Source organism: Streptomyces sp. NPDC047917 (assembly GCF_043204345.1).
Lineage (GTDB): Bacteria > Actinomycetota > Actinomycetes > Streptomycetales > Streptomycetaceae > Streptomyces > Streptomyces sanglieri.
Window position 1 is genome coordinate 157,728 of the sequence record NZ_JBIDCA010000019.1, and the last position, 21,207, is coordinate 178,934.

Genomic DNA, 21,207 nt, shown 5'->3' on the forward strand with positions numbered 1-21,207 from the left:
GCATCACTGCGGTGAGGGACGGGGGTTACTTCTGGGCGGCGGGAACCAGGCCCGGGGCCGTCCTGAACGAGATCGCTTCCAGCAGCGGCTTGCGCTTGGTGTTGTGGAAGGCCGCGATGCGCCATTCCCCGTCCCCCTCACGCACCAGCGTGTAGGTCTGGATCTTCGTGAGCCTCTGCGGCCGGCTGCCCCTGTAGGTGTCGCCGCGGCCCGTGACCACGGCCGTGTCCGGTCCGTGGAAGCGGACGTCCAGGACCTCGTCGGCGAGCCGGGTCCCCTTCAGGTGCTTCTCGAACAGCGTGCGGTGGCTCTCCACGATGTCGGCGCGCCCTTGGTAATAGGTGCCGACGAAGGTGATGTACGTGGCATCAGCGGTGAACCGGGCTCCGTAGGCCTGCGCGTCATGGCGTTGCCACGCGTCGATCAGCGAGGCGATCACCGCTCTGACCGCGGCCGTCTCCTCGGTGGTAGTCATGCTGCCCCCAGGTGATTAGAATGAAGCAGAATCAGCTTTAAAGCAATATCTGCATGCGTGCAGATATAAATGTAGAGAGGGATACGCCCCATGGCAATCCCGGCACCTGCCGACCCGCATGTGATCTTCCGTCAGTACCTCGACGCCGTGGGGCTGCACGCCCTGGCCGGCGCCGAGGCCGCGGGGCTACAGGCCGGCGAGTGGTACGCGCTGAGCGAGATCACGCTCGCGGGCGGCATGACCTCGGGGGAACTGGCGACCCGCACCGGTCTCACAACGGGTGCCACCACCCGCCTGATCGACCGGCTGGAGCGCGCCGGCTACGTGCACCGCACCGCCGACCCGGCCGACCGCCGCCGGGTCGTGGTCGAGGCATCAACCGACAGCCTCCCCGACATCGACGACGTGGTCGGTCCCGCCCGCCGGGGCATCGCCGAGGTCCTCGACCGCTACACACCCGAGCAGCGCGCACTCCTCTTCGACTACTTCGCCCACGCCGCGCCTGCCTACCGTGCGGCCACCGACGAGATCCGCGCGGCGGCCACCCGGCGCCGCAAGCCGGGAAGGAAGCCGAGCGCACCGCCGGCGGCCCCGTAACCGCTCCCCCTCAGCCGTCCCATGGGGCCAGGTTGCCGGGTGGAGGCTCCAGCCGGTGTCGCTCAGCGGGCGGTCAGGACCGGCTGCCGGGCGCGGCGACAACGGTCGAGCAGGCCGAACGGCAGGGCCGCGTGCAGATTCGGCAGGGCCGCGTACAGGTATAGAGCCACGCACCGATACCGGGAGTCCTGTTCACGCTGTTTCGTGGTGGAGGGAGCCCAGGGCGGTCAGTTCGGGCTGGTGCTGATTCCATCGGCCTTCACCGGACCGGGCCTGCGCACCCGGGTGACATGGCCGGACCCGCCTCAACTCGCCTATCCGGCGCGTGGTGTCGGCACGCTGTGGGAGCCCCGGCGCGCCGCCGGGAACAGCGCGCTGGCCGGCGTACTCGGCCGTTCGCGGACCCTGCTGCCGACCGAACTGGGGACCCCGGCCTCCACCACCGAGCTGGCCCGTCGTACCGGGCTCTCCGCAGCCGGGGGGTCCCAGTGTCTGACCGCGCTGCGCGACGCGGGTCTGGTCAGCGCCCACCGTGTCGGCCGTTCCGTCCTCTACGCCCGCACCGCGGCGGCCGAGACCCTCCTCGAAGCCACTTCCGCCTGAAACGATCCGAGGCCCTTCCCCCGCCGGGGGAAGGGCCTCGTGAGCGAGCGCTGGGCAGGCCTTGCACCTGCATTTCCCCGCAGGAAGCGGGGCGTCTTTCCTTGGACGACCAACGCGAGGTTGTTCGCCGTGTGTTGCGGCGGACTCTCAAGATCAACTGTACCGCATGAGTCGGGGTGGCTGCGCCTTGGCGTCAGGTGCAGCAGCAACAGCTGCAAAGCCGGAGGCGAAAGCAGCGCCGGAATCCGCCGTCCGCCGCGGCGGACGGCGCTCGCGACCGGTCACCGCCCCGCGAAGCCGATGTAGGCATAGGCGAACCCCTCGCCCGGGCGTGGCGCCCGGGTCCAGGAGGTGGTGGTGAAGGTGTGGAGCCTGCCCCGGGTCAGCGCGAAGCGCGGGAGCGAGAGCCCGAGCTCTGCGTGCAGGGCGTCCAGCACACGCCGTTCGCGGTCCGGCTCGGTGTCTTCCGGGCGGAACAGCCGTACGGGGTCCAGGGCCCCGGGTATCGCGCCGGAGCACTGGATCTCCGTGCCCCGCACGGTGAACGCGTAGATCTCCTCGCCCCGTTCGGCCACCGACAGGTGGAACGTGGTCGGGTGGTCATCCCGGGACGTGCGTCTCGGGTCGCGCCACACCACCACCGCGCGGCCGGACGAGGAGGCGGCCGGGGCGGGCGACCGGAACAGCTCGTTCAGGTGGCAGGAGTGGCCTCCGAAGGCGAAGGACCACGCTTCCGCGGTGCGGCCGACGGCGACCACGGCCCGGTCCTCCCAGAGCTCCACCCCCTCCCGCTCGTGGGGTCTGGGGGCCCGCCAGGACGCCTTGCCCGGATCCGTGGGCGCGCTCAGTCCGGCGCCTTCCTCTCCGATCAGGTCGGGCAGGCGGGACGGGTCGACTCCCTCGGCCCAGACACAGCGGTATCCGTCGAGCGGCCACCGGTTCGCCGCGGGCTCCGTCAGCCAGGCGAGCCCCGGCGGGTCGAGATCGGGCACCGGCGCGGGAGCGGGGCCCGTCTCCCCGGCCCGCGGGGTCGCGAGGATCTCCCGCCCGCGCTCCGGGGTGATCAGCGGTCCCAGGACGGGATCGGCGAGCAGGCCGATCGGGGCGATCAGCGAGGGGCCCGGCGCCTCCCACAGCGGGAGCGCGTCCCGCAGCACCCGCCATGCGGCGTCGGTCGCCCCCCAGCGGGCCGACTCCCGGGCCCCGGCGACGGCCCGGCCCCATGCGCCGGGGGGCGCGTAGCGGTACGTGCCGTCCCGCATCGTGCTCAGTACGGTTTCCGCGGTCTTCCGGGCGGCCCCGCGGGCGGCCATCATCCCGAGCCAGTGGTCGTCCCCGCCCAGCCGCCATGCGCCACGGGCCGGCTCCATGGCCTCCACGGGCAGAATCTCGGGCAGGTAGCGTGGGTCGGCCACCAGATTGCCGTACCCCCGGGAGCTGTCCGGAGCCAGCAGATGCCGGATCTGGTTCAGCAGGACGGCGCTCCGTGGCCGTCCGAAGGACAGAGCTTCCTCCAGCAGCGGCAGGGCCTCCTCGTGACGTCCGCGCAGGGCGAGCAGACGGGCTGCTTCCACGTGGCCGTCCTGGGTGCGCGTGGTCGCGTTCTCGAAGTCGGACCTCTCCACCCGGACGGAGTGGAAGCCGCGGTACATGGCCTCCATGTACGCGCGGAACGACGGATACCGGTCCGGCAGCTCACCGCCCCAGCCCTTGTAGACGTAGAGCGCCCATTCGCCGTCCTGGTCCCTGTCACCCGGGTCGAGCAGGGCGTACGACAGGTCGGAGTCCGTCTCCAGCTGTAGCGCCCGCTGCCACATGCCGGCCAGCAGGACGTCCTCCTCGCGCGGGTCGTCGCCCAGGTTCTCCTCATATATCGGGGTCATGTCGTACGGATCCTGGAACCAGTTGATGTCCGCGGCGCCGCCGAGCTGGTAGATCCCGGCCATCTGGTCCACGTGCCACCCGTCGCTCGCGGACAGGAACTCCCGGTACGAGGGCGGCAGCCGCCGCCCCAGCCGCTCCTCGGCCGCGGCGATCGCTGCCTCGTCCGCCCCGGGCCTGCCCAGAGGGGCGACGGCCTGCCCGCCGTCCTCGCTCTCGTCCTCTTCCTCGTCCTCGCGCGGAACCCACTCCTCCTGCCAACGTCCCAGGAACTCGTACCAGTTGAAAGAATCGCCGCTCATGTCCGGATGATGTCATCCGGCACTGACAACTCCGCCGGCCCTGTTCGCACGCGGCTGCTCCTGGGCCACCCCGGCAGCGTGAGCAGCCCCGAAGGGCTTCGGAGCCGACCGCTCAGTGCCCCGCGCGTGTGTGCGGTGCGCGCACCCTGCCCGCCTTCTCGCCCTTCTCGACGACCACGAACTGCCCATCATTCCCAGGTCCTCGTGGTACAGCAGATGGCAGTGGTACATGTACGGAGTGTCCGGATCCGCCGGCCCGTCGAAGCGCATCGCCAGCTTCACCGTCGTGGTTCCCCGGGACGAAGACCGTGTCCTTCGCGCCGCGCCGCGCAGCCCGGCCGACGGCACGCGCTTGGGGCGAGACATGACTCCAGCGTCCCGGCGGGCGCTCGCGCCGGCATCGGGGATGGCCCCCAGCAGCCCCCACGCGACTCCCGCGATCCTCGGGAACTTCCCGGCCGCCCGCGGTGGCAGCGGCGACGGCGACAGTGCCCGCACCGTGACATGGCCGCGCCCCGACGGGTTCAACGCGGCGACGGCGACTGTGCCCGCACAGCGGCATGGCCGCGCCCCGACGGGTTCGACCGGGTCATCGCCCTCCTGCCCGGCTTCACGCAGATGCCGGCCGGCACCCCGTACCCCGAACTCGTTCCCCGCGTTCCCGCGCTCCCCCGCAAACCGCTCCGGATTCTCTTCGCCGAACCACCGGTTCACGGAAGGGTGAATCCTTCAGCGCCCGCCGCGCCTCTCATATGCGTGCGGACGACCGCGTCCGCCCTGCACCCCACCGGGAGGAACCCATGACCACCGTCGTCATCGCCGCCGCGGCCACCGCGCTGCTGCTGTGCGCGTGCACTGTCACGCTGCTGCGCCGCCGGAGGCGTCAGCGTGGCTGACCACACCTGGCCCGGCGCGACCCTGGTCGGCGCGGCACAACGCGGCGACGTCGAGGCGCTCACCGCGTTGGTGTACGGCTCCTACCCGCACGTGCACCGGTTCGCGCACACGCTGTGCGCCTCACCGCAGGACGCCGAGGATGCCGCCCAGGAGGCGCTGATCATCCTCTACCGCAAGATCGGCATGCTGCGCGCCTCCGGGGCGCTGGCATCGTGGATGTTCCGGATCGTCCGCAACGAATGCCTGCGGCGCACCCGCGCCGTGCTCCGTCGCGGACCGGCCGACGAACCCGCCGGGCTCGGAGCATCGGGCCGGTTCGACGGGGTCGGCTCGTCCGGCACGCTCGGCTCGTCCGGCACGCTCGGCACGTTCGGTGGCGCCGCGCGATCCGCCGAAGAGGATGTCCTGCTGCGCCTGGAGGCCGAACGCGTCGCGGCCGCCGTCGCCGCCCTGCCCGAGGACCAGCGGCAGGTCCTGGTCATGCGGGACGTCCAGGGCCTGCCCGGCCGCACCGTCGCCGACCGGCTCGGGCTGAGCACCGCCGCAATGAAGTCCCGCCTGCACCGGGCCCGTTCGGCGGTGCGCGAGGCACTGCGGGACGATCCGGCCGGGACGAGAGGAACCCACGATGACACCTGACCCGACCACGAGGACACGCACCGCCACGCCCGGCTCCGCCCCCGGTTCCACGCCCGACTCCCTATCCGGTTCCGGGTCTGGTTCCACGCCCGGTTCCGGGTCTGGTTCCGGACCTGGCTCCACGCTCGGCTCCCTGCCCGGTTCCGGACCTGGCACCGTCGGGGCGCGCAAGGCATCGGCGCGCGGTGGCTTCGCCAGCGGCACCGTTCCGCGCCATCTGGCCCGCGGCGTCGCCGGATTCGGCGCGCTCGCCGGGTCCCTGGCCCTGTTGCCGGTCGTCGGGCCGGCAAGCCTTCTGCTCGCCCCGGCCGGCCTGGTCGCGCTGCGCGGCTGCCCGATGTGCTGGGTGATCGGCCTCGCGGAGACCGTCTCGGCGGGGCGACTGCGTCGGTCCTGCACGGAGGGGAGGTGCGAGCTGAACCGTGCCGGGTCCCACGGGCCGGCCCACGATTGATTCCGGGGCGGCGCGTCGGCCTGCGGGTTCGGCGGGCCGGTGGTCCAGGACTCGCCGACGGCCCGTCACTCGTACCGGTACTTCAGCGAGTCCGCCTCCGCCTGCTCGATGTCGGCGATCGTCAGCTCCGGCATCCGCAGCTGGGCCAGCGTCACCTCGGCCGAGGTCGGCTGGGCGTCCGCCGGCAGCCACTGCTCCGGCTTCCAGGCCCCGCTGCGCAGCAGCGATTTGGGGCAGTGCGGGTAGACCTCCTCGATCCCCAGCACCAGCGCACTGGCCGGCGGTTTTCCCACGGCGGTCAGCTGTGACAGCAGCTCCGGGCGGGTGGAGACGACGGCCCGGCCGTTCACCCGCAGGGTGGTGGTCCGCCCGGGGATGATGAACAGCAGCCCGGCCCGCCCGGTGGTGATGACGTTCTGCAGGGTGTCCAGCCGCTTGTTGCCGGTCGCGTCAGGTATCGCCACCGTCCGTGCGTCCAGAACGGCGACGAACCCGGCGGGGCCGCCGCGCGGCGAGACGTCGCAGTTGCCCTCGGCGTCCGCACTGGCGACCAGGACCAGCGGTGAGCAGCCGATCAACCGCCGCGTCTGATCGGTGAGTTCGGTCATCTGCTTGCGCATGGCCGCGTCGCGGGGAAGTTCGTAGGTCCGGCGCAGTGTCTCCTGGTCGGGTACGGCGTCGAGGCGGAGCGAGTCGAAGGCACTGCCGGCAAGGGGTGTCGTCATGCCTCCGACCCTAACGAGCCGGGCTGCGGTTGATCTTGGCCGGTTGGTCCGGGCGTCGCGGGCGAGTCGGCGCAGGCAGTCGCGGTTGATGTGAACGGGTGGGACCGCGCCGTCCGCTCCTGGCCCGGTCGACCGCGTGGTCCGGCCGGGGTCACTTGCTGGAGATGCTCCACGTGCTGTCGTCGGCCTCGGTGGCGTTGTCGAGGGCGTTCCACGCGGCGCTGTTGAGCTTGAGGGCGTCGAGAAGGTAGGCGGAGATCGCGTCGGCGACGAGGGCGACGCGGACGGGGTCCTCGTCGGTGGTCTCGGCGACCATCTCACCGGCGATGCCGCCCAGGGTGTGCTCGCCCTCGGCGATGGTGAGCAGACTCTTCGGGGACGGGCCGAGGTGGTAGGCGTCGGTGAACCACTCCGGGCCGCGCGTGGAGAGCTGGGACCGGTCCTTGCCGCCCGCGACGACCAGGGCCGGGGTGGTCATGGTGGAGTAGTCCGGCCTCATGAACGGAAGGTGCTCGGCGGCGAACCGGGTGAGGGTGTCGCCGGTCCCGGTCGCGGCGATCAGCGCGCCGGCCGCGACCGCCGGGTGGGAGAAGTCCTCTCCGGGCATGCCGTCGGCGTCGAGCACGCGTGCACCGAGGAGCGCGCCGGCACTCTGGGCGCCCCAGGAGTGGCCGACGATCGCTATGCGCTCGCGGTCGACGCGGGACTCCAGACCGCCGGCCTGGAGAAGGATGTCGCCGAGGCCGTCGAGGACCGCGTGGAGGTCGGCGATCCGGACGCGCCAGACAGTGGCGAAGCGCGGGTCGTCCCACCCGAGACCGTTGCGGCGGGAGTCCAGGTGGGTGGGCTGCACGACGACGAACCCGGCTGCGGCCCACCGGTCGACGAGAGGCCCGTATCCGTCCAGGGACCATGCGTTGCCGTGGGAGAACACGATGAGGGGCAGGTTCTGGCCCGAGAGCGGGGCGGTGACCTTCACCTGCAGGTCGATGCCGCGGTCGGGCACGGGAACGGTGATGGGCTTGACCGCGACGATCCGCTGGTCGAGGTGGCTGGAAGACATGGGGGACCTGCCCTTTCTCCATGGGAGCGCTCTGCCGTACTTTGGCGGAGCACCGTTCCGCCACTTTAGCGGAACATTGTTCCGCGAACAAAGGAGCCCTCGTGCCGGAGACGGTCGGAGTACGCCAAGCACAGGCGCAACGCACCCGCGGCGGCGTGCTGGCGGCCGCAGCGGCGGTCTTCGTGGATCAGGGCGTCCAAGCCCCCATCCGCGACATCGCCGAACGCGCCGGCGTCGGCGTCGGCACGATCTATCGCCACTTCCCGACCCGGGCGGACCTCGTCACCGCCGTCTACCGGCACCAGATCGACACCTGCGCCGCACTCGCACCCCGGCTCCTGGAGGATTCGGCCTCCCCCTTCACCGCGCTGACCCTCTGGGTGGACGCGTTCGTGGAGTTCCTGGTGACCAAGCACGGCCTCGGCGCCGCGCTGGGGTCAGCCGACGCAGGGCTGGAGAACCTCCACAGCCTCATGCTCGACACACTAGTTCCGGCCTGCGCAACGCTGCTCGACGCCTGCGCCACCGACGACGAACTCAGCCCCGGCATCACCGCCTACACGCTCATGCGCGCCATCGGAAACCTCTGCATCACGGGACCCGACTACGAACAGGCCGACGCCAAGCACATGGTCGCCACCCTCCTCACCGGATGCCGCCGCAAGCCATAGCGACAGGACCCGGCCCAATGGCCGCGGGTCCGAGTACGGGGTGCGAGTGCGAGTGCGGAGTGCGAGTGCGGAGTGCGGACGTACTGGGCGTGTGGGAGCAACCTGCTGGAAGATCTCCCGCTGTCCATCGGGCATGAGACGCTCCGTCATTCCCATGCTCATGCCCGTGCCCGTGCCCATGCTCATGCCCGTGGCCGTGGCCGTGGCCGTGGCCGTGGCCGTGGCAACGGACGACCACCGCCCCTGGATTCGCCGTCACATGCTGTCGGGCGGGATGGGTGTGGCCTGGTGGTAGTACATCTGCCACGTTGCGGACGGACCCTGCTTGCGCCAGAGCGAGCTCCGCCGTGCCCGCTCTCCGTCCGACGTGGTCTCGTAGGTGAGGTGCACCAGTCCGGGCGCCAGCAGGACACCGGTGAAGTTGGAGGGCTCGTAGCGCGGACCGCCTTCCGCCCCACCGTCCAGCCCGGACAGCGCGGCGAGCATCTCGTCGTACGTCCACCGCCGCCCCGAAGCACCGACCTCCACGAAGTCCGGGTCCATCAGCTGTCGGGCAAGCGTGCGTGACATGCGCACTCTGGGATCCATGAGACGCAGCTCGCCTGCGATCGCTTCGCGTACGTCTTCTGTCTCTCGACTCATACGGGCATCCTCGCCCAGGTGGCCATGCCCGTCGCAACCGAGTTGTCACGCGCAGGGCACTGCTCGGCTTCCGCGACCGGGACTCTCAGGGAGACATCGCAGCGCGATCGGACTCGCTGCGGAGGACACAGAATTCATTGCCTTCAGGATCGGCGAGGACGGCCCAGCCCGCACCGTCGGGCTCCCTGCGATCCGCGACCAGGGTGGCTCCGAGATTCAGCAGCCGCTCGATCTCCTCCTCGCGCGAGGTCGTCGGGCGCAGGCACAAGTGGATCCGGTTCTTGATCGTCTTCGGCTCCGGCACCTGGTTGAAGTACAGCAGCGGGCCCTCCGGAAGGGTCACCTGGGTCTCCCTGCTGCCCCGCCTGTCCTCCGGGTGCAGCGGGCAACCGGTCACCTCACTCCAGAACCGAGCCAGCTCAAAGGCATCCGAGCAGTCGATCGCCATATTCTGCACTACCGAGACCATGCAGCTCAGCCTGCCTGAGCGCCGCTCCGTCCGCTACCAAGAACTGCGGCCGAACGCGGCGAAGTGCTCCCGAGGGCGTTTGACGCCGATCTCGGGATCGGCCATGTCGAGCCGCTTTTCCCGTGCTCTGCTGCCGGCGCGGGCCCCTGCGCAGGATCCAACCGGCCCACGCGCCACCGGGGGCGGCTCCGCGCACGGCTCGCGCATTCAGTCGGTGATGTACCAGTTGTTCCCGAGGTACTCCAGGGTGCAGCTGCCGAGTTCGGTCTCGGAGAAGGTGACGGAGGCTCTGACCGCTTCGGTCGGCATCTCGATCTTGTCGGGTGTGCTCACGATGATGCGCTGCGGGTCGATTGTCGCGGTTTGCAGGGCCTTCTTCTGTACGGGCGAGATCATCTGGAACACGACGGGGTACGTCGACGTGCACGGGCCGAGCCCTTCGTCCTGCGCCTTCTTCGCGGCGGGCCCGGCCACATCGCAGACCGTGTCGAGGTCCTCACGGCCCACGGCGTGGAGGTACTGCTCGTACCGCTGGATCGCGCCCTGCGTCGTCCGGGGCGCGGGCCGGTCGCCGGTCTCGGTGGCCGTCGGCTTCTCGGTCCGCGCCGATGCGGACGGCGTGGCCGACGGCTCCTTCGCCCCTGTCGACGCGGACGGCTGCGAGGCCCTCGCGTCCGTGTCCTCCTTCGCCTTCTCCGGACCGCACGCGCACGCCACCAGCACCACGCAGGCCGACACCGCCGCGCTCACAATCGTCCGCGCTTTCATCCGGTCCCCTCGGTCAGATCACCAGCCGACAACACATCAAGACATCAAGACATCAAGACGCCACGCAGGATCCGGGCGAACGGTTCCCGAGCCGGTCCGGGCATCATGGCCGGTGCCGCGCTCGTCGCGTCCGCACATGCGCGAAAGCCGCTGATCAAGCCCCCGGGTTCGTGGCCGTCGGGCGCATGGGAAAGGGTTCGGCAGTGGACAACGGCTTCGAAGCGCTGGTGCGTCGGGTTGCGGCTGCATCTGCGGCAAGTGACCTGCTCCAGCCGCCGATTTCCGCCGCGGAACTGGCCGGGGCCGAGCGGAATCCGGGCTTTCGCCTGCACCCCCTGCTCGCCGCGCTCTACCGGAAGGCGGGGAACGGTGGCTTCGGCCCCGCGGACTCCGTGCTTCCGCTCTGCGGCGGCCCGGACGAGAACCGGGAGACGTCGGTCGTACAGGATTACCAGGACAGGATTGCCAGGACAGGATTCCGCCGGAAGGAGCCGACACATGGTGGTCGTGGCCCGAAGGGGTGGTGCCTGTTCTCGACTGGTTCGGCGGGACCCGATGGGCGGACGCTGCCTCACGCATGCGGTCGGACCGGGCAGCCGGCTGACCGCCGCTCCGTTCCGCCCACGGGCCGAGCGGCTTGTGTCAGTGGAACCAGACCAGGACCGAGACGCGTATCTCCTTGGCTTCCCGCATGATCATGTACTCGATGATGACCGGTTCGCCGGGGACTTCGAGGGAGTACCGGACCTCGAAGTCGTCCATCGCGTCGCCGGGCGGTTTCCTGCCGAGGTTGATCGCGCCACCGGCCTCGATGGCCAGGGCCCGCAGGAAGTTCGCCGTCTTCCTGCGGAGGTCGACGGGCATGTCGAGCACGGTCTGTGCCGGAATCTCCTCCGTCCAGACGGTCCAGCTCACCGCGGCTCGTCCACGAGCAGGTCGTCGACGGAGACGAGGGCGCGGCCGGCGGCGGCATTGGCCCGGCTCTGGACCGCGGCGGGGGCACGGTGCAGCATCGCCGTCTTCCACCAGCGGCGCATCACGCCCGTTACCTCGCCTTCTTCGGCGGCCAGGACCTCGGTGTAGAACCGGGCACGCTCGGCACCGGTCAACGCGTCACCGATGGCGTTGATGGTGTGCGGGACAGCGGTGACCCGGGGGCCTGCGGGGTGCTCGGGTTGAGCCGTCACAGATCTCTCCTTCGTTCTGCTGACCCGAGTGTCCTACGCCGGAGCCCGGATCGGGAACCGGGCCGGTGAACTCGTGCCCGGCGTCCGGATGCGCACCGGGCCGCGCCCGGCATGCGGATGGCCTGCGGGCAGCACGACGACCATGCCGTCCGGCCCGCTTCCCTCTGCCACAAGTAGGAGCGCCTGTAGGTCGCGAGAAGTACGGCGCCGGTCTCCGCCCGACTTCCGGCAGGCCGTACATCCACGCCCTGGGACCTACGGATCGGCCGCGGCGCACGCCGAGCATGGAACGGAGCCGACCGCCCGCCCCGGCCGGTCCCGGATCCGCACCGAAGTCCCAGCAGTGAGCCATGGCACAGGCCGCCGCGCCCGCCCCGATCCACTCCCCGGCCGCCGCCGCGGCCCGTGCCACCGGGATCAGCAAGGTCTACGGCTCCGGAACGACCCGTACACCCCGCACACCCCTCGCGCCCCGCCCACCTTTCACACCCCGCAGACCCCGCAGACCCCGCAGACCCCGAAATCCTCGTCCCTCCGGACCTCCTGGACCGCCTCCATGCTGCGAACAGCCCTGCGCAACGTCCTCGCGCACAAGACCCGGCTGGTCATGACCGCGCTCGCGGTGATGCTCGGCGTCGCCTTCGTCTCCGGCACCCTCGTCTTCGGCGACACGGTCGCGAGCGCCTTCCGCGCCGCCTCCACCGTGAGCCTCAAGGACGTGGCGGTCTCCGTGAAGGCCGAGTACGTCCCCGGAGCCGGGGGTGAGACGCCGGCCACCGTCCTCGACTCCCGCCTCGTCGACCGCGTCCGCGAACTGTCCGGTGTCACGGCCGTGCGGCCCTCCGTGAACGGCAGCGCGACCCTCGCCCGCAAGGACGGCGAGCCGATCAACGCCGACAGCAGCTGGCAGAACCTGGCCGCCGACTACGTCACCGGGACCGACGGCAAGGACGACCGGCACCCGCTGGTGTCGGGCCGCGCACCGGCTGCCGGGGGCGAGTTGGCGCTGGACACGACGACCGCCGAGAAGGCCGGCTACCGGATCGGCGACACCGTACGGTTCGCCACCACCGGCCCCGCCCTCACCAAGAAACTCGTCGGCATCGTCCGTACCGAGGACCCCCGGGTCACGGCGGGCGGCACTCTCGTCCTGTTCGACACCAGGACCGCGCAGAGCCTTTTCCTCTCCTCCGGTCGGTTCAACGAGATCTCCGTGGCCGCCGCGCCCGGCACCGACCAGCACGCCCTGACCAAGCGGGTCCGCGCACTGCTGCCGAAGGAGGGCGCGACCGCGACGAGCGGCGCCGAGCTCGCCACCGAGCAGGCCAGGCAGAGCGCGCAGAACACCGGGGCACTGACCAAGATGCTGCTGGTGTTCGCCGGAATCGCCCTGTTCGTGGGCGTGTTCATCATTGCCAACACCTTCACCATGCTGATCGCCCAGCGCGGCCGCGAGATCGCCCTGATGCGCGCCGTGGGCGCCTCCGGCCGTCAGGTCGTGCGCTCCGTCCTCATCGAGGCCGGGCTGCTCGGACTCGGTGCGTCCGCCGCCGGTTTCGTCCTCGGCCTCGGCATCGCCGCCGGACTGCGTCCGCTGCTCAACTCGGGCGGCGCGGGGCTTCCCGACGGCCCGCTGGTCGTCGCACCCACCGCGCTGCTCGCATCCCTGGCCGTCGGCGTACTGGCCACGGTGCTCGCCGCCTGGCTGCCGTCCCGCAAGGCCGCGAAGATCGCCCCGGTGGAGGCGCTCAGCAGCATGGAGGCATCGGCCCCGGCCCGTGGCATGCGCGTGCGGAACGCCCTCGGTGCGCTGCTCACCGGCGCGGGCGTCGCCGTCATGCTGTACGTATCGACGCTGGGCGACGGCGCGGAGACGAACCTGCTGCTCGCCATGGCCGGTTCGTTCCTCACCCTGGCCGGCACGATCGTGCTCGCTCCGCTGCTGTCCCGGCCGCTGGTGTACCTGGTCGGCCGGGTCACCATCCGCTTCTTCGGTGTCAGCGGCAGGCTCGCCCAGGAGAACGCGCTGCGCAACCCGCGCCGCACGGCCGCCACCGCCTCGGCCCTGATGATCGGCCTCACCCTGATCACCGGCCTGACCGTGGCGGGCCACTCCGTCGACCGGGCCATGAGCCAGGCCGCCGTGCAGGGCCTCACCGCCGACTACCGGGTCACCAACTCCGCGTATCTGGGCCTGGACCCGAAGCTCGCCGACAGGATCGCCGATGTCCCGGGTGTCGCCGGGGCGACCCCTCTCGCCTCGGCCGGCGTCACGGTGGACGGTGAGTTCGCGTTGATCTCCGGCGTCGACCCGGAGCAGCTCGACGAGGTCGCGGACATCGACTTCACCAGCGGCTCGGCCGCCGCGCTCGGCCCCGGCCGGATCGCGGTCTCCGAGACCTACGCCGAGCGGGCGGCGCTGCGGACCGGCGACATCGTGAAGGGCCGGTTCGACCTGGATTCCGGGGAGCCGGCTCAGCTCAAGCGGCTCACGGTCGTCGGTGTCTACGCGGAGAACCGCGTCGTGGACGGCGTCGTCGGCGACCTCGGCGATGTCCTGCCGTACGCCATGGACGGCGGGTACGACAGCATCCTCGTGAAGGCGGAGCCCGGCAGGACAGCCGGCCTCGACCGCGAGATCCGCTCCGCGCTCGGCGACAGCCCACTGCTGAAGGTGCAGAGCCGGGAACAGATCACCCGGGAGGAGTCCGGCGAGATCGACGTGATGCTCGACATGATGTACGGGCTGCTCGGCATGGCCGTCGTCATCGCGATCCTCGGCGTGGTCAACACCCTCGCCATGTCGGTGTACGAGCGGACCCGTGAGATCGGCCTGCTCCGCGCCATCGGCCTGGACCGCGCGGGGATCCGCCGGATGGTCCGCCTGGAGTCGGTCGTCATCTCGCTGTTCGGCGCGGTCCTCGGCATCGGCACCGGCATCTTCCTCGCCTGGACGGGCGGCAGCCTGACCGCCTCGGGCCTGCCCGACTACACGACGACGGTGCCCTGGCCGCGGCTGGCCCTGTTCCTCGCCCTGGCCGTACTCGTCGGCGTCCTCGCCTCGATCTGGCCGGCCGGGCGGGCGGCCCGCCTGAACATGCTGCGGGCGATCAGCGCGCAGTGAGCCACGCCCGTACGTCCCGGCCCGCACCGGGACGTACGGGCGTGCGCCGGTGGGAGCCGGTGGGAGCCGGTGGGAGCCGGTGGGAGCCGGTCATTGAAATCGTCCGGACAACAGCCGTCCGGGCCACTGCCTGTTCCTCTCGGAGCCCTAGATTGCACTCTTCTGATCGGGATTCAGGGATTTCGGGTGATCCGGCTCATCGGCCGGGGCGGCGGCACACAGCGCCGCCTCGACCCGGCGGTTGCTGGTCATGGTCGACGTGACGGCGGTCATGGTGAGGAGGAGGCCGGCGGCGGTGCAGAGCGGGGTGCGTACGTCGTAGGTGGTGGCCAGCCAGCCGCCGAGGAAGGCGCCGAACGGGGCGGCGCACATGGCGAGCATGCGGGAGGTGGCGGCGACCCGGCCCATCAGGTGGGCGGGGACGATCGCCTGTCGGAGGGAGGGTCCGAGCACCATCGTGGCGCCCATGCCCGCTCCGCAGACGGCGAGCGCGAGGCCGGCCACGTACGGGTTCGGGGCGGCGGCAAGGCCCAGGACGGCGAGTCCCTCGACCGCGGCCGTGCAGGTCAGCGCGGTGCCGGTGCCGAGTCGCCGGCCGAGGAAGGAGGCGATGCCCGCGCCGAGCAGGCCGCCGGTGGCCTCCGCCGTGAGGAGCAGGCCGAAGCCGAAGGTGCCGATTCCGAGACGATCGTGCGCGAAGAGGGCGAGTACGGTCTCCACGGCGAGGAAGGCGATGTTCCCGACCGCCGGACGTAACGCGAGGCCGAGCAGCAACCGATCCCGGAACACGTACGAGGCGCCGGCCCGTGCCTGCCGCAGCAGTGACTCACGGGTCTGTGGCAGGGGCCGGGGCGCGGCAGGAAGCGACCGTACGAGCAGTGCGGAGAGCGCGAACGACACCGCGTCGGCGAGCAGCGGAACCGCCCGCCCGAGTGCGAGCAGAGCACTGCCCGCGGGCGGACCGGCGAAGCCGGACGCGGCCGTCTGGGTGCCGCGCAGGCGGGAGTTGGCGCGCTCCAGGAGCACGGCGTCGCGGCCGAGCAGATCCGGCAGATAGGCCGTGGCGGCCGTGTCGAAGAAGAGTCCACCGAGGCCGAGCAGGAAGGCGACGGCCGCGAGCAGTGGAATGCTCAGCAGGTCGAGCGCGGCCGCTGCCGCCGGTATCGCCAGCAGCACCGCACGCACCGCGTCCGTGACCCACATCGTGCGCCGACGGTCCCAGCGGTCCACCAGCGCACCGCCGAGCACCCCGAAGAGCAGCCACGGCAGCGTTCCGGCGGCCGTGACGACGGCGAGCGCCATCGGATCCCGCGTCAGCGTCAACGCGAGCAGCGGCAGTGCGGCATGCGACACCCCGTCACCGAGCGAGGACACCGTCTGCGCGGTCCACAGCCGTCCGAACCCGGTCGGCAACTTCCGGACGTCCGAGGTCATTCGGCGTCCTCCTCGACCCGCTCGCGCGATGCCGGGTGGAACAGCGCGAAGACGAGTGAGGCGTCCGGCAGCGACGGATCGGACAGCTCCCGGTACTCGTCCGCCAGTGCCTGCAAGCGTGCCCCCAGCTCCGCGAACTGCTCATCGGTGAGCCGCAGGTGCGCCATCCGTACGTGCCGCTCGCCATCCGCCGGCGCGGCCTCCAGGTCCGCCACCGCATGCCGCATCAGCACATCCGGCCCTCCCTCGCCCGGATCCGGCAGTGCGATCGTCCGCGCGGCCATGGCGTAGTACCGCTCGGTGACTCCCCGGACCTTCCGCGTCCGTACCACCTTCACCAGGCCGGCCCGTTCGAGCAGCCGTACGTGGTAGCTGGAACTCCCCTTCGCGAGGCCCACCCGGTCGGCGATCTGCGTGATCGTCGCGGGCTCGAAGCGGAGCACGGCCATGATCCGGTGCCGCGTGAGATTGGAGACGGCGCGCAGCTGCTCGTCGGTGGTGACACGGAACGTCTCGGGAAGATCGTCGGTAGGCATGCATCCAATGGTCAACGTTTCTTGACCATTGCGCAAGGGGCTCGGCCGAGGGGTTCGGTCGGGCTTCCGGAATCGACTGTCCAGCGCACGAGGTCACGAGAAGGGAGGCATTTTTTCCTAAAAGCTTTAGGCAAATGCATAATGGTTATCACCGAACAGGAGGAAGGTTATGGTCAGAGTGGGGTTGACCCCGGAGCGTCTGACGCTGGCGGGGGCGGAGCTGGCCGACGAGGTCGGCTTCGACCAGGTGACCGTTTCGGCGCTCGCCCGGCGGTTCGACGTGAAGGTCGCGAGTCTGTACTCGCATCTGAAGAACTCCCAGGAACTCAAGACCAGGATCGCCCTGTTCGCCTTGGAGGAGCTCGCCGACCGGGTCGCCGACGCCGTGGCCGGGCGGGCCGGCAAGGACGCCCTGGCCGCCTTCGCGGATGCCTACCGCGATTACGCCCGGGAGCACCCCGGCCGGTACGCCGCCGCACGGCTCCGGCTCGACCCCGAGACGGCGGCCGCCAGTGCCGGGGTGCGGCACGCACAGATGACGCGGGCGATCCTGCGCGGCTACGACCTGACGGGGCAGGACCAGACGCACGCGGTCCGGATGCTGGGCAGCGTGTTCCACGGCTACGTCAGCCTGGAGCTGGCCGGAGGCTTCGAGCACAGCTCCCCGGACTCGCAGGAGTCCTGGGTCTGGATCGTGGACTCCCTCGACGCCCTGCTGCGGAACCGCGCCACACCCTGACCACCGGGGTGCCACAGCGCCGACGGCGGTCCGAGGCGCCCCGCACCGGCTCATCCACAACATTCCGAGAATCCTGATCGACAGGCCGAGGCACTGAGGCAATGAACAGCGAACACAACACGATCACCACACCAGTCACCACGGACCTCCTGCGCGGCTTCCTCGATGTGGAAAAGACCGCGCACGGTCTGCTGCCGCACCGGCTGCCCGCCCGCGCACGCCGGCAGATCCCCGACGACCAACTGGCCGTGGCCGAGGCCCAGCCGTCCGGAGTACGGCTGGCCTTCCGTACCCGGGCCACCACGATCGAGCTGGACACACTGCCCACCAAGCGGGTCTACCGAGGTCTCCCGGCCCCGGCGGACGGCGTGTACGACCTGCTGGTCGATGGACGTCTCGCCGCCCGGGCCACGGTGACCGGCGGCAACGTACGCACGATCACCGACATGGCCACCCAGTCCTTCGAGCTCACGGAGGGACCGGCCGGCACCGCCCGGTTCACCGGTCTTCCGGCCGGTGACAAGGACATCGAGATCTGGCTCCCGCACACGGAGATCACCGAACTGATCGCCCTGCGCACCGACGCCCCCGTCGAACAGGCGCCGGACAACGGGCGCCGGGTCTGGCTGCACCACGGCAGTTCCATCAGCCACGGCTCGAACGCCACTCGTCCGACCGCCATCTGGCCCGCCCTGGCAGCCGCCCGGGGCGGGGTGGAGCTGGTCAACATGGGGTTCGGCGGCGGCGCACTGCTGGATCCGTTCACCGCCCGGGCGATGCGGGACGCGCCCGCGGACCTGATCAGCGTCAAGGCCGGCATCAACGTCGTCAACTCCGACGCGATGCGTCTGCGCGCCTTCGGCCCCGCGGTCCACGGCTTCCTCGACACCATCCGCGAGGGGCATCCGACCACGCCGCTGCTGGTCGTGTCCCCCGTCCTGTGTCCGGTCCAGGAGGACACCCCCGGCCCTCTCGCCCCGGACTTCGACGGCGGCACCTTGCGGTTCAGGGCGACCGGCGATCCGGCCGAACGCGCCGCCGGACGCCTGACGCTCAACGTCATCCGGGACGAACTCGCCCGGATCGTCGAACAGCGGGCGGCCGACGACCCGAACCTGTACTACCTCGACGGCCGTGACCTGTACGGCGAGCAGGACTACGCCGAGTTCCCGCTGCCCGACGAGGTCCACCCCGACCCGGCAGGACACCGCCGCATCGGCGAGAACTTCGCCCGGCTCGCGTTCGGCGACGGCGGCCCGTTCGCCGTCCGTACCGGCTGATGTCCCCGGCGGTCCTCGCCGGGGACGCGCCGCCACCGGCCACCGCTCCGGGTGACGCGGAGCCGTCGGGAAACACGTGGTGCCCGGGAAGCCTCTGGACGGGCTTCCCGGGCACCACGGACCGAGCACTGACCGGGGGTCAGTTCACCACATACATCTTCTTCGGCCAGCCGACCCGGTCCAGGCGCTTGAACAGGTCCTTGATGTTGGTCGGGTTGAGCTTGATGCAGCCGTTGGAGTAGTAGTCGTTGGGACCGCTGTTGGTCCACCGCTCGGACTCGATGGTGCCCTGCTTGCCGTTCGGCTTCATCTCGCTGTGGATGAAGAGTTCGGTGCGCTTGGTGCCGTTGTGGCACTTGCGGTCGGAGATCTTGATGACGAAGCCGTTGATGATGCCGTCGAAGTTCGTGCGGTGCCACTGAACGGCGTACGGCTTGCTCGCCCCGGCGTTGGGCAGCCAGCCCTTGCCGACCGCGCAGGTGTTCTTGACCTGGCCCGAGCCCGCCTTGTAGGTCTTGATCACCTTGTCCCGGCCGGGCGTGCGCTTGACCAGTTCGAGGCGGGAGTTGGTGACCGAACCCTTGTTGAAGCGCAGGTAGTAGGCGTCGGTCACCCGGGCGGACGCCTGGGCGGATGTCTGGGCGGATGCCTTGGTCCCGGTGCGCGCCTGGGCCGGGGCGGTCGTGGTGGCGCTCAGGCCACCGACGAAGACCGCGGCGAGCGCGAGGGGGACGATGCGTGCGGACCATACGTTCTTGCGCATGTGAGCACTCCTGTCTGATGTGTCGCTGTACGTGACTGCTGCGCCGGCGACACCGACCCTGCTGGCCCCGGGCACCGTCCAGCAAGGGATGTCCGCTGTCCCGGACAGTCCGCCGCTGTCCTGGCTGGTCACCACCGTTTCCGGGACAGGGATCGGGGCGGGGCGGCAGCGGCGCGCGCAGTGGGCGAGGCCGGTGCGCCGTCGGCACGGGGGGATGACGATGAGTCAGCCCGCGTGACGACCGGCCTGGACGTACGGGCGCATCCCTCAACCCCATAGGCCCTGGCGCTTTGCGGTCGCTTAAGCCCGATGGCGGAAGCTGGGACCATGTCTGATCCCATAGTCATCGTCGGTAGTGGCGCCGCCGGTCTGACGCTTGCGTGCGAGCTGGGGCTGGCCGGGGTTCCCACGGTCGTACTGGAACGCCGGTCCGAGCTCCTGGAGCGTTCCGGCGGCATGCTCCTCAACGCACACATCGCGGACTTCCTGCGCAAGAGAGGACTGGAGGAACGCTTCCGGACACCGGACACGCCCACCTGGGGGCGCAGTCACTTCGGTCTCGTCTACCGGGACATCGACGGCGAACTGGCCGAGACCGACTACGACTTGATCGTCCCGCAGTGGCGCAGCGAGCAGCTGCTGCGGGAGCGCGCCGTCGAGCTGGGTGTCGAGGTGCGGCTCGGCCAGGAAGTCATCGACATCGAGCAGGACGCGGACGGCGTGACACTCACGGTGGTCTCGCCGGAGGGTTCCGGCACTCTGCGTGCCTCGTACGTCGTCGGGTGCGACGGTCCGCGGAGTCTGGTGGCCGAGGCGGTCGGCTTCGAGTTCGAGTCCCTCGCCCCTGCGTACTACGGGGTCATCGCCGATGTCGTCGTGGACGACGAGGCACAGGCACTGTTCAGGGCCGGCTCGTATCCGAGTGGTCAGTTCGGTGTGCTGCCGGTCAATCCGGCCGATCCGACCGAGGTCCGGTTGATGACGGTCGAGTTCTACCGTGAGCCTCCGTCCGACGGGGAGCCGCTCACCGTCGACGAGATCCGCTCCACGATCGAGCGGGTCACCGGGCAGGCGCCGGATCTGCGCGAGGTGCGCTGGATGACGCGGTACGGAAGCCCTACGCGGCTGGCCCGGAGCTATCGCCTGGGCCGGGTGTTCCTTGCCGGTGACGCCGCCCATCCGCATCCGCCGTCCTCCGGGCACGGGATGAACACCGCCGTGCACGATGCGGTGAACCTCGGCTGGAAGCTCGCCGGCACCGTGCACGGCTGGGCCCCTTCCGGGTTGCTCGACTCGTACCACGACGAACGGCACCCCGTGGGAAGACGTGCGTGCCGGCGGGCCCTGGCGCAGCTCCCGTTGCAGGCGCCGCTCGACCGGGCCGTTCCGCTGCGCGAGGTCTTCGCGGAGCTGCTGGAGTTCGACGTGGTCAACAAGTTCCTTTCGCAGTACGTCACCCGGGTGCGCTATCCCATGTCCGCCGGTGATTCGGCGGATCACGAGCTGCTCGGTGCCGTCCTGCCCGATACGACTCTGGTGACGTCGGCCGGTGCCGTGGCGACCCCGGAACTGTTCCGTTCCGGTCGAGGGGTCGTACTGGATCTGTCCGGTGACCGGGGCGTTCCGGATCTGTCTGCGTGGGCGGACCGGCTGGACGTGGTGGTGGCCGATCCCTGCAAGGAGCTCGGGGCCGATGTGATGCTGGTGCGTCCCGACGGGCATGTCGCCTGGCTCGGCACCGATGGCGTGCGTCACGACGAACTGCTCGCCGCTGTCAGGACCTGGTTCGGCTGAGACGAACACTCCACGGCCGCGGGGGGGGGGGGGGGGGGGGGGGGGGCCCCGCGCCGGGGGGGGGGGGGGGGGGGGGGCGGGGGGGGGGGGGGGGGGGGCCGCTGCGGCGGGGGGGGGGGCCGGGTTCGGCGTGCGGGCCGGTGGTCGCTTCGGTTCCGGTGGGG

21 protein-coding genes and 1 pseudogene are annotated in these 21,207 nt (G+C 70.9%); 9 read left to right on the forward strand and 13 right to left on the reverse strand.

Annotated features, from left to right (window positions below; genetic code table 11):
* Window positions 1-25: 25 nt before the first annotated feature.
* Window positions 26-475: an SgcJ/EcaC family oxidoreductase gene (locus tag ACGF8B_RS37445; RefSeq protein WP_392746919.1), complete on the reverse strand. Its 450-nt coding sequence runs from the start codon at window positions 473-475 to the stop codon at window positions 26-28.
* A gap of 90 nt (window positions 476-565) precedes the next feature.
* On the opposite strand from ACGF8B_RS37445, the gene ACGF8B_RS37450 reads away from it, so the two are divergent.
* Both ACGF8B_RS37450 and ACGF8B_RS37455 read left to right on the forward strand, forming a co-directional pair.
* Entirely contained in the window at window positions 566-1,072 is a 507-nt protein-coding gene (locus ACGF8B_RS37450; RefSeq protein ID WP_392746920.1) for a MarR family winged helix-turn-helix transcriptional regulator, read from the forward strand.
* Window positions 1,073-1,306: 234 nt separating this feature from the next.
* Window positions 1,307-1,675, forward strand: a pseudogene (locus tag ACGF8B_RS37455) (ArsR/SmtB family transcription factor); the annotation flags it as partial.
* A gap of 281 nt (window positions 1,676-1,956) precedes the next feature.
* On the opposite strand, the gene ACGF8B_RS37460 reads toward ACGF8B_RS37455, so the two are convergent.
* Window positions 1,957-3,858, reverse strand: a complete 1,902-nt coding sequence (locus ACGF8B_RS37460; RefSeq protein ID WP_392746921.1) for an SMI1/KNR4 family protein — start codon at window positions 3,856-3,858, stop codon at window positions 1,957-1,959.
* A gap of 12 nt (window positions 3,859-3,870) precedes the next feature.
* On the reverse strand, window positions 3,871-4,224 hold the full coding sequence (locus ACGF8B_RS37465) for a multicopper oxidase domain-containing protein (RefSeq protein WP_392746923.1): 354 nt from the start codon (window positions 4,222-4,224) through the stop codon (window positions 3,871-3,873).
* A 522-nt stretch (window positions 4,225-4,746) separates the two neighbouring features.
* Between ACGF8B_RS37465 and ACGF8B_RS37470 the strand changes: the two genes are divergently transcribed.
* Both ACGF8B_RS37470 and ACGF8B_RS37475 read left to right on the forward strand, forming a co-directional pair.
* Window positions 4,747-5,394, forward strand: a complete 648-nt coding sequence (locus tag ACGF8B_RS37470; protein ID WP_392746924.1) for an RNA polymerase sigma factor — start codon at window positions 4,747-4,749, stop codon at window positions 5,392-5,394.
* Window positions 5,384-5,848 carry a hypothetical protein gene (locus ACGF8B_RS37475; protein WP_392746926.1) on the forward strand — a complete coding sequence of 155 codons (465 nt, stop codon included), beginning with the start codon at window positions 5,384-5,386 and terminating at the stop codon, window positions 5,846-5,848. The genes ACGF8B_RS37470 and ACGF8B_RS37475 overlap by 11 nt, the downstream gene beginning before the upstream one ends.
* Window positions 5,849-5,913: 65 nt before the next feature.
* On the opposite strand, the gene ACGF8B_RS37480 is transcribed toward ACGF8B_RS37475, so the two are convergent.
* Both ACGF8B_RS37480 and ACGF8B_RS37485 read right to left on the reverse strand, forming a co-directional pair.
* Complete coding sequence (locus ACGF8B_RS37480; RefSeq protein WP_392746928.1) at window positions 5,914-6,573, reverse strand: MSMEG_1061 family FMN-dependent PPOX-type flavoprotein; 660 nt, start codon at window positions 6,571-6,573, stop codon at window positions 5,914-5,916.
* A gap of 151 nt (window positions 6,574-6,724) precedes the next feature.
* Complete coding sequence (locus ACGF8B_RS37485) at window positions 6,725-7,636, reverse strand: alpha/beta hydrolase family protein (RefSeq protein WP_392746930.1); 912 nt, start codon at window positions 7,634-7,636, stop codon at window positions 6,725-6,727.
* 101 nt (window positions 7,637-7,737) lie between these two features.
* Between ACGF8B_RS37485 and ACGF8B_RS37490 the strand changes: the two genes are divergently transcribed.
* Entirely contained in the window at window positions 7,738-8,307 is a 570-nt protein-coding gene (locus tag ACGF8B_RS37490) for a TetR/AcrR family transcriptional regulator (RefSeq protein WP_392746931.1), read from the forward strand.
* A gap of 255 nt (window positions 8,308-8,562) precedes the next feature.
* On the opposite strand, the gene ACGF8B_RS37495 is transcribed toward ACGF8B_RS37490, so the two are convergent.
* The 5 genes from ACGF8B_RS37495 to ACGF8B_RS37515 form a co-directional block, all read right to left on the reverse strand.
* Window positions 8,563-8,949: a DUF4440 domain-containing protein gene (locus tag ACGF8B_RS37495; RefSeq protein WP_392746932.1), complete on the reverse strand. Its 387-nt coding sequence runs from the start codon at window positions 8,947-8,949 to the stop codon at window positions 8,563-8,565.
* Between the two features lie 85 nt (window positions 8,950-9,034).
* The gene (locus tag ACGF8B_RS37500; RefSeq protein ID WP_392746933.1) at window positions 9,035-9,418 is read right to left on the reverse strand and encodes a VOC family protein; all 384 of its coding nucleotides are present in this window, start codon (window positions 9,416-9,418) and stop codon (window positions 9,035-9,037) included.
* Window positions 9,419-9,625: 207 nt separating this feature from the next.
* Window positions 9,626-10,186, reverse strand: a complete 561-nt coding sequence (locus ACGF8B_RS37505) for a hypothetical protein (protein WP_392746934.1) — start codon at window positions 10,184-10,186, stop codon at window positions 9,626-9,628.
* Window positions 10,187-10,828: 642 nt separating this feature from the next.
* The gene (locus ACGF8B_RS37510; RefSeq protein WP_124723134.1) at window positions 10,829-11,101 is read right to left on the reverse strand and encodes a hypothetical protein; all 273 of its coding nucleotides are present in this window, start codon (window positions 11,099-11,101) and stop codon (window positions 10,829-10,831) included.
* A complete protein-coding gene (locus ACGF8B_RS37515; protein ID WP_392746935.1) occupies window positions 11,098-11,373 on the reverse strand; it encodes a hypothetical protein in 276 nt (91 codons plus the stop codon). Before ACGF8B_RS37515 ends, ACGF8B_RS37510 begins: the two co-directional genes overlap by 4 nt.
* Before the next feature lie 556 nt (window positions 11,374-11,929).
* Between ACGF8B_RS37515 and ACGF8B_RS37520 the strand changes: the two genes are divergently transcribed.
* Window positions 11,930-14,497: an ABC transporter permease gene (locus tag ACGF8B_RS37520; protein WP_392746937.1), complete on the forward strand. Its 2,568-nt coding sequence runs from the start codon at window positions 11,930-11,932 to the stop codon at window positions 14,495-14,497.
* A gap of 147 nt (window positions 14,498-14,644) precedes the next feature.
* Here the strand turns inward: ACGF8B_RS37520 and ACGF8B_RS37525 are convergent, their stop codons facing one another.
* Window positions 14,645-15,931, reverse strand: a complete 1,287-nt coding sequence (locus tag ACGF8B_RS37525) for an MFS transporter (protein WP_392746938.1) — start codon at window positions 15,929-15,931, stop codon at window positions 14,645-14,647.
* Window positions 15,928-16,467, reverse strand: coding sequence for an ArsR/SmtB family transcription factor (locus ACGF8B_RS37530; protein ID WP_392746939.1), 540 nt, complete (start codon window positions 16,465-16,467; stop codon window positions 15,928-15,930). Before ACGF8B_RS37530 ends, ACGF8B_RS37525 begins: the two co-directional genes overlap by 4 nt.
* A 169-nt stretch (window positions 16,468-16,636) precedes the next feature.
* Between ACGF8B_RS37530 and ACGF8B_RS37535 the strand changes: the two genes are divergently transcribed.
* The gene (locus ACGF8B_RS37535) at window positions 16,637-17,206 is read left to right on the forward strand and encodes a TetR/AcrR family transcriptional regulator (protein ID WP_392746940.1); all 570 of its coding nucleotides are present in this window, start codon (window positions 16,637-16,639) and stop codon (window positions 17,204-17,206) included.
* A gap of 101 nt (window positions 17,207-17,307) precedes the next feature.
* On the forward strand, window positions 17,308-18,486 hold the full coding sequence (locus ACGF8B_RS37540; RefSeq protein ID WP_392746941.1) for a GDSL-type esterase/lipase family protein: 1,179 nt from the start codon (window positions 17,308-17,310) through the stop codon (window positions 18,484-18,486).
* A gap of 139 nt (window positions 18,487-18,625) precedes the next feature.
* Here the strand turns inward: ACGF8B_RS37540 and ACGF8B_RS37545 are convergent, their stop codons facing one another.
* Window positions 18,626-19,249, reverse strand: a complete 624-nt coding sequence (locus ACGF8B_RS37545; RefSeq protein WP_392746942.1) for a L,D-transpeptidase family protein — start codon at window positions 19,247-19,249, stop codon at window positions 18,626-18,628.
* A gap of 327 nt (window positions 19,250-19,576) precedes the next feature.
* Between ACGF8B_RS37545 and ACGF8B_RS37550 the strand changes: the two genes are divergently transcribed.
* Window positions 19,577-21,043 carry an FAD-dependent monooxygenase gene (locus ACGF8B_RS37550; protein ID WP_392746943.1) on the forward strand — a complete coding sequence of 489 codons (1,467 nt, stop codon included), beginning with the start codon at window positions 19,577-19,579 and terminating at the stop codon, window positions 21,041-21,043.
* Window positions 21,044-21,207: the final 164 nt, after the last annotated feature.

Bases quoted from the DNA above. Each gene is read 5' to 3' on its own strand.
- ACGF8B_RS37545 (WP_392746942.1), bottom strand. From the start codon at position 19,249: ATGCGCAAGAACGTATGGTCCGCACGCATCGTCCCCCTCGCGCTCGCC.
- ACGF8B_RS37525 (WP_392746938.1), bottom strand. From the start codon at position 15,931: ATGACCTCGGACGTCCGGAAGTTGCCGACCGGGTTCGGACGGCTGTGG.
- ACGF8B_RS37450 (WP_392746920.1), top strand. From the start codon at position 566: ATGGCAATCCCGGCACCTGCCGACCCGCATGTGATCTTCCGTCAGTAC.
- ACGF8B_RS37505 (WP_392746934.1), bottom strand. From the start codon at position 10,186: ATGAAAGCGCGGACGATTGTGAGCGCGGCGGTGTCGGCCTGCGTGGTG.
- ACGF8B_RS37500 (WP_392746933.1), bottom strand. From the start codon at position 9,418: ATGGTCTCGGTAGTGCAGAATATGGCGATCGACTGCTCGGATGCCTTT.
- ACGF8B_RS37530 (WP_392746939.1), bottom strand. From the start codon at position 16,467: ATGCCTACCGACGATCTTCCCGAGACGTTCCGTGTCACCACCGACGAG.
- ACGF8B_RS37520 (WP_392746937.1), top strand. From the start codon at position 11,930: ATGCTGCGAACAGCCCTGCGCAACGTCCTCGCGCACAAGACCCGGCTG.
- ACGF8B_RS37445 (WP_392746919.1), bottom strand. From the start codon at position 475: ATGACTACCACCGAGGAGACGGCCGCGGTCAGAGCGGTGATCGCCTCG.
- ACGF8B_RS37495 (WP_392746932.1), bottom strand. From the start codon at position 8,949: ATGAGTCGAGAGACAGAAGACGTACGCGAAGCGATCGCAGGCGAGCTG.
- ACGF8B_RS37535 (WP_392746940.1), top strand. From the start codon at position 16,637: ATGGTCAGAGTGGGGTTGACCCCGGAGCGTCTGACGCTGGCGGGGGCG.
- ACGF8B_RS37485 (WP_392746930.1), bottom strand. From the start codon at position 7,636: ATGTCTTCCAGCCACCTCGACCAGCGGATCGTCGCGGTCAAGCCCATC.
- ACGF8B_RS37475 (WP_392746926.1), top strand. From the start codon at position 5,384: ATGACACCTGACCCGACCACGAGGACACGCACCGCCACGCCCGGCTCC.
- ACGF8B_RS37465 (WP_392746923.1), bottom strand. From the start codon at position 4,224: ATGTCTCGCCCCAAGCGCGTGCCGTCGGCCGGGCTGCGCGGCGCGGCG.
- ACGF8B_RS37550 (WP_392746943.1), top strand. From the start codon at position 19,577: ATGTCTGATCCCATAGTCATCGTCGGTAGTGGCGCCGCCGGTCTGACG.
- ACGF8B_RS37540 (WP_392746941.1), top strand. From the start codon at position 17,308: ATGAACAGCGAACACAACACGATCACCACACCAGTCACCACGGACCTC.
- ACGF8B_RS37480 (WP_392746928.1), bottom strand. From the start codon at position 6,573: ATGACGACACCCCTTGCCGGCAGTGCCTTCGACTCGCTCCGCCTCGAC.
- ACGF8B_RS37460 (WP_392746921.1), bottom strand. From the start codon at position 3,858: ATGAGCGGCGATTCTTTCAACTGGTACGAGTTCCTGGGACGTTGGCAG.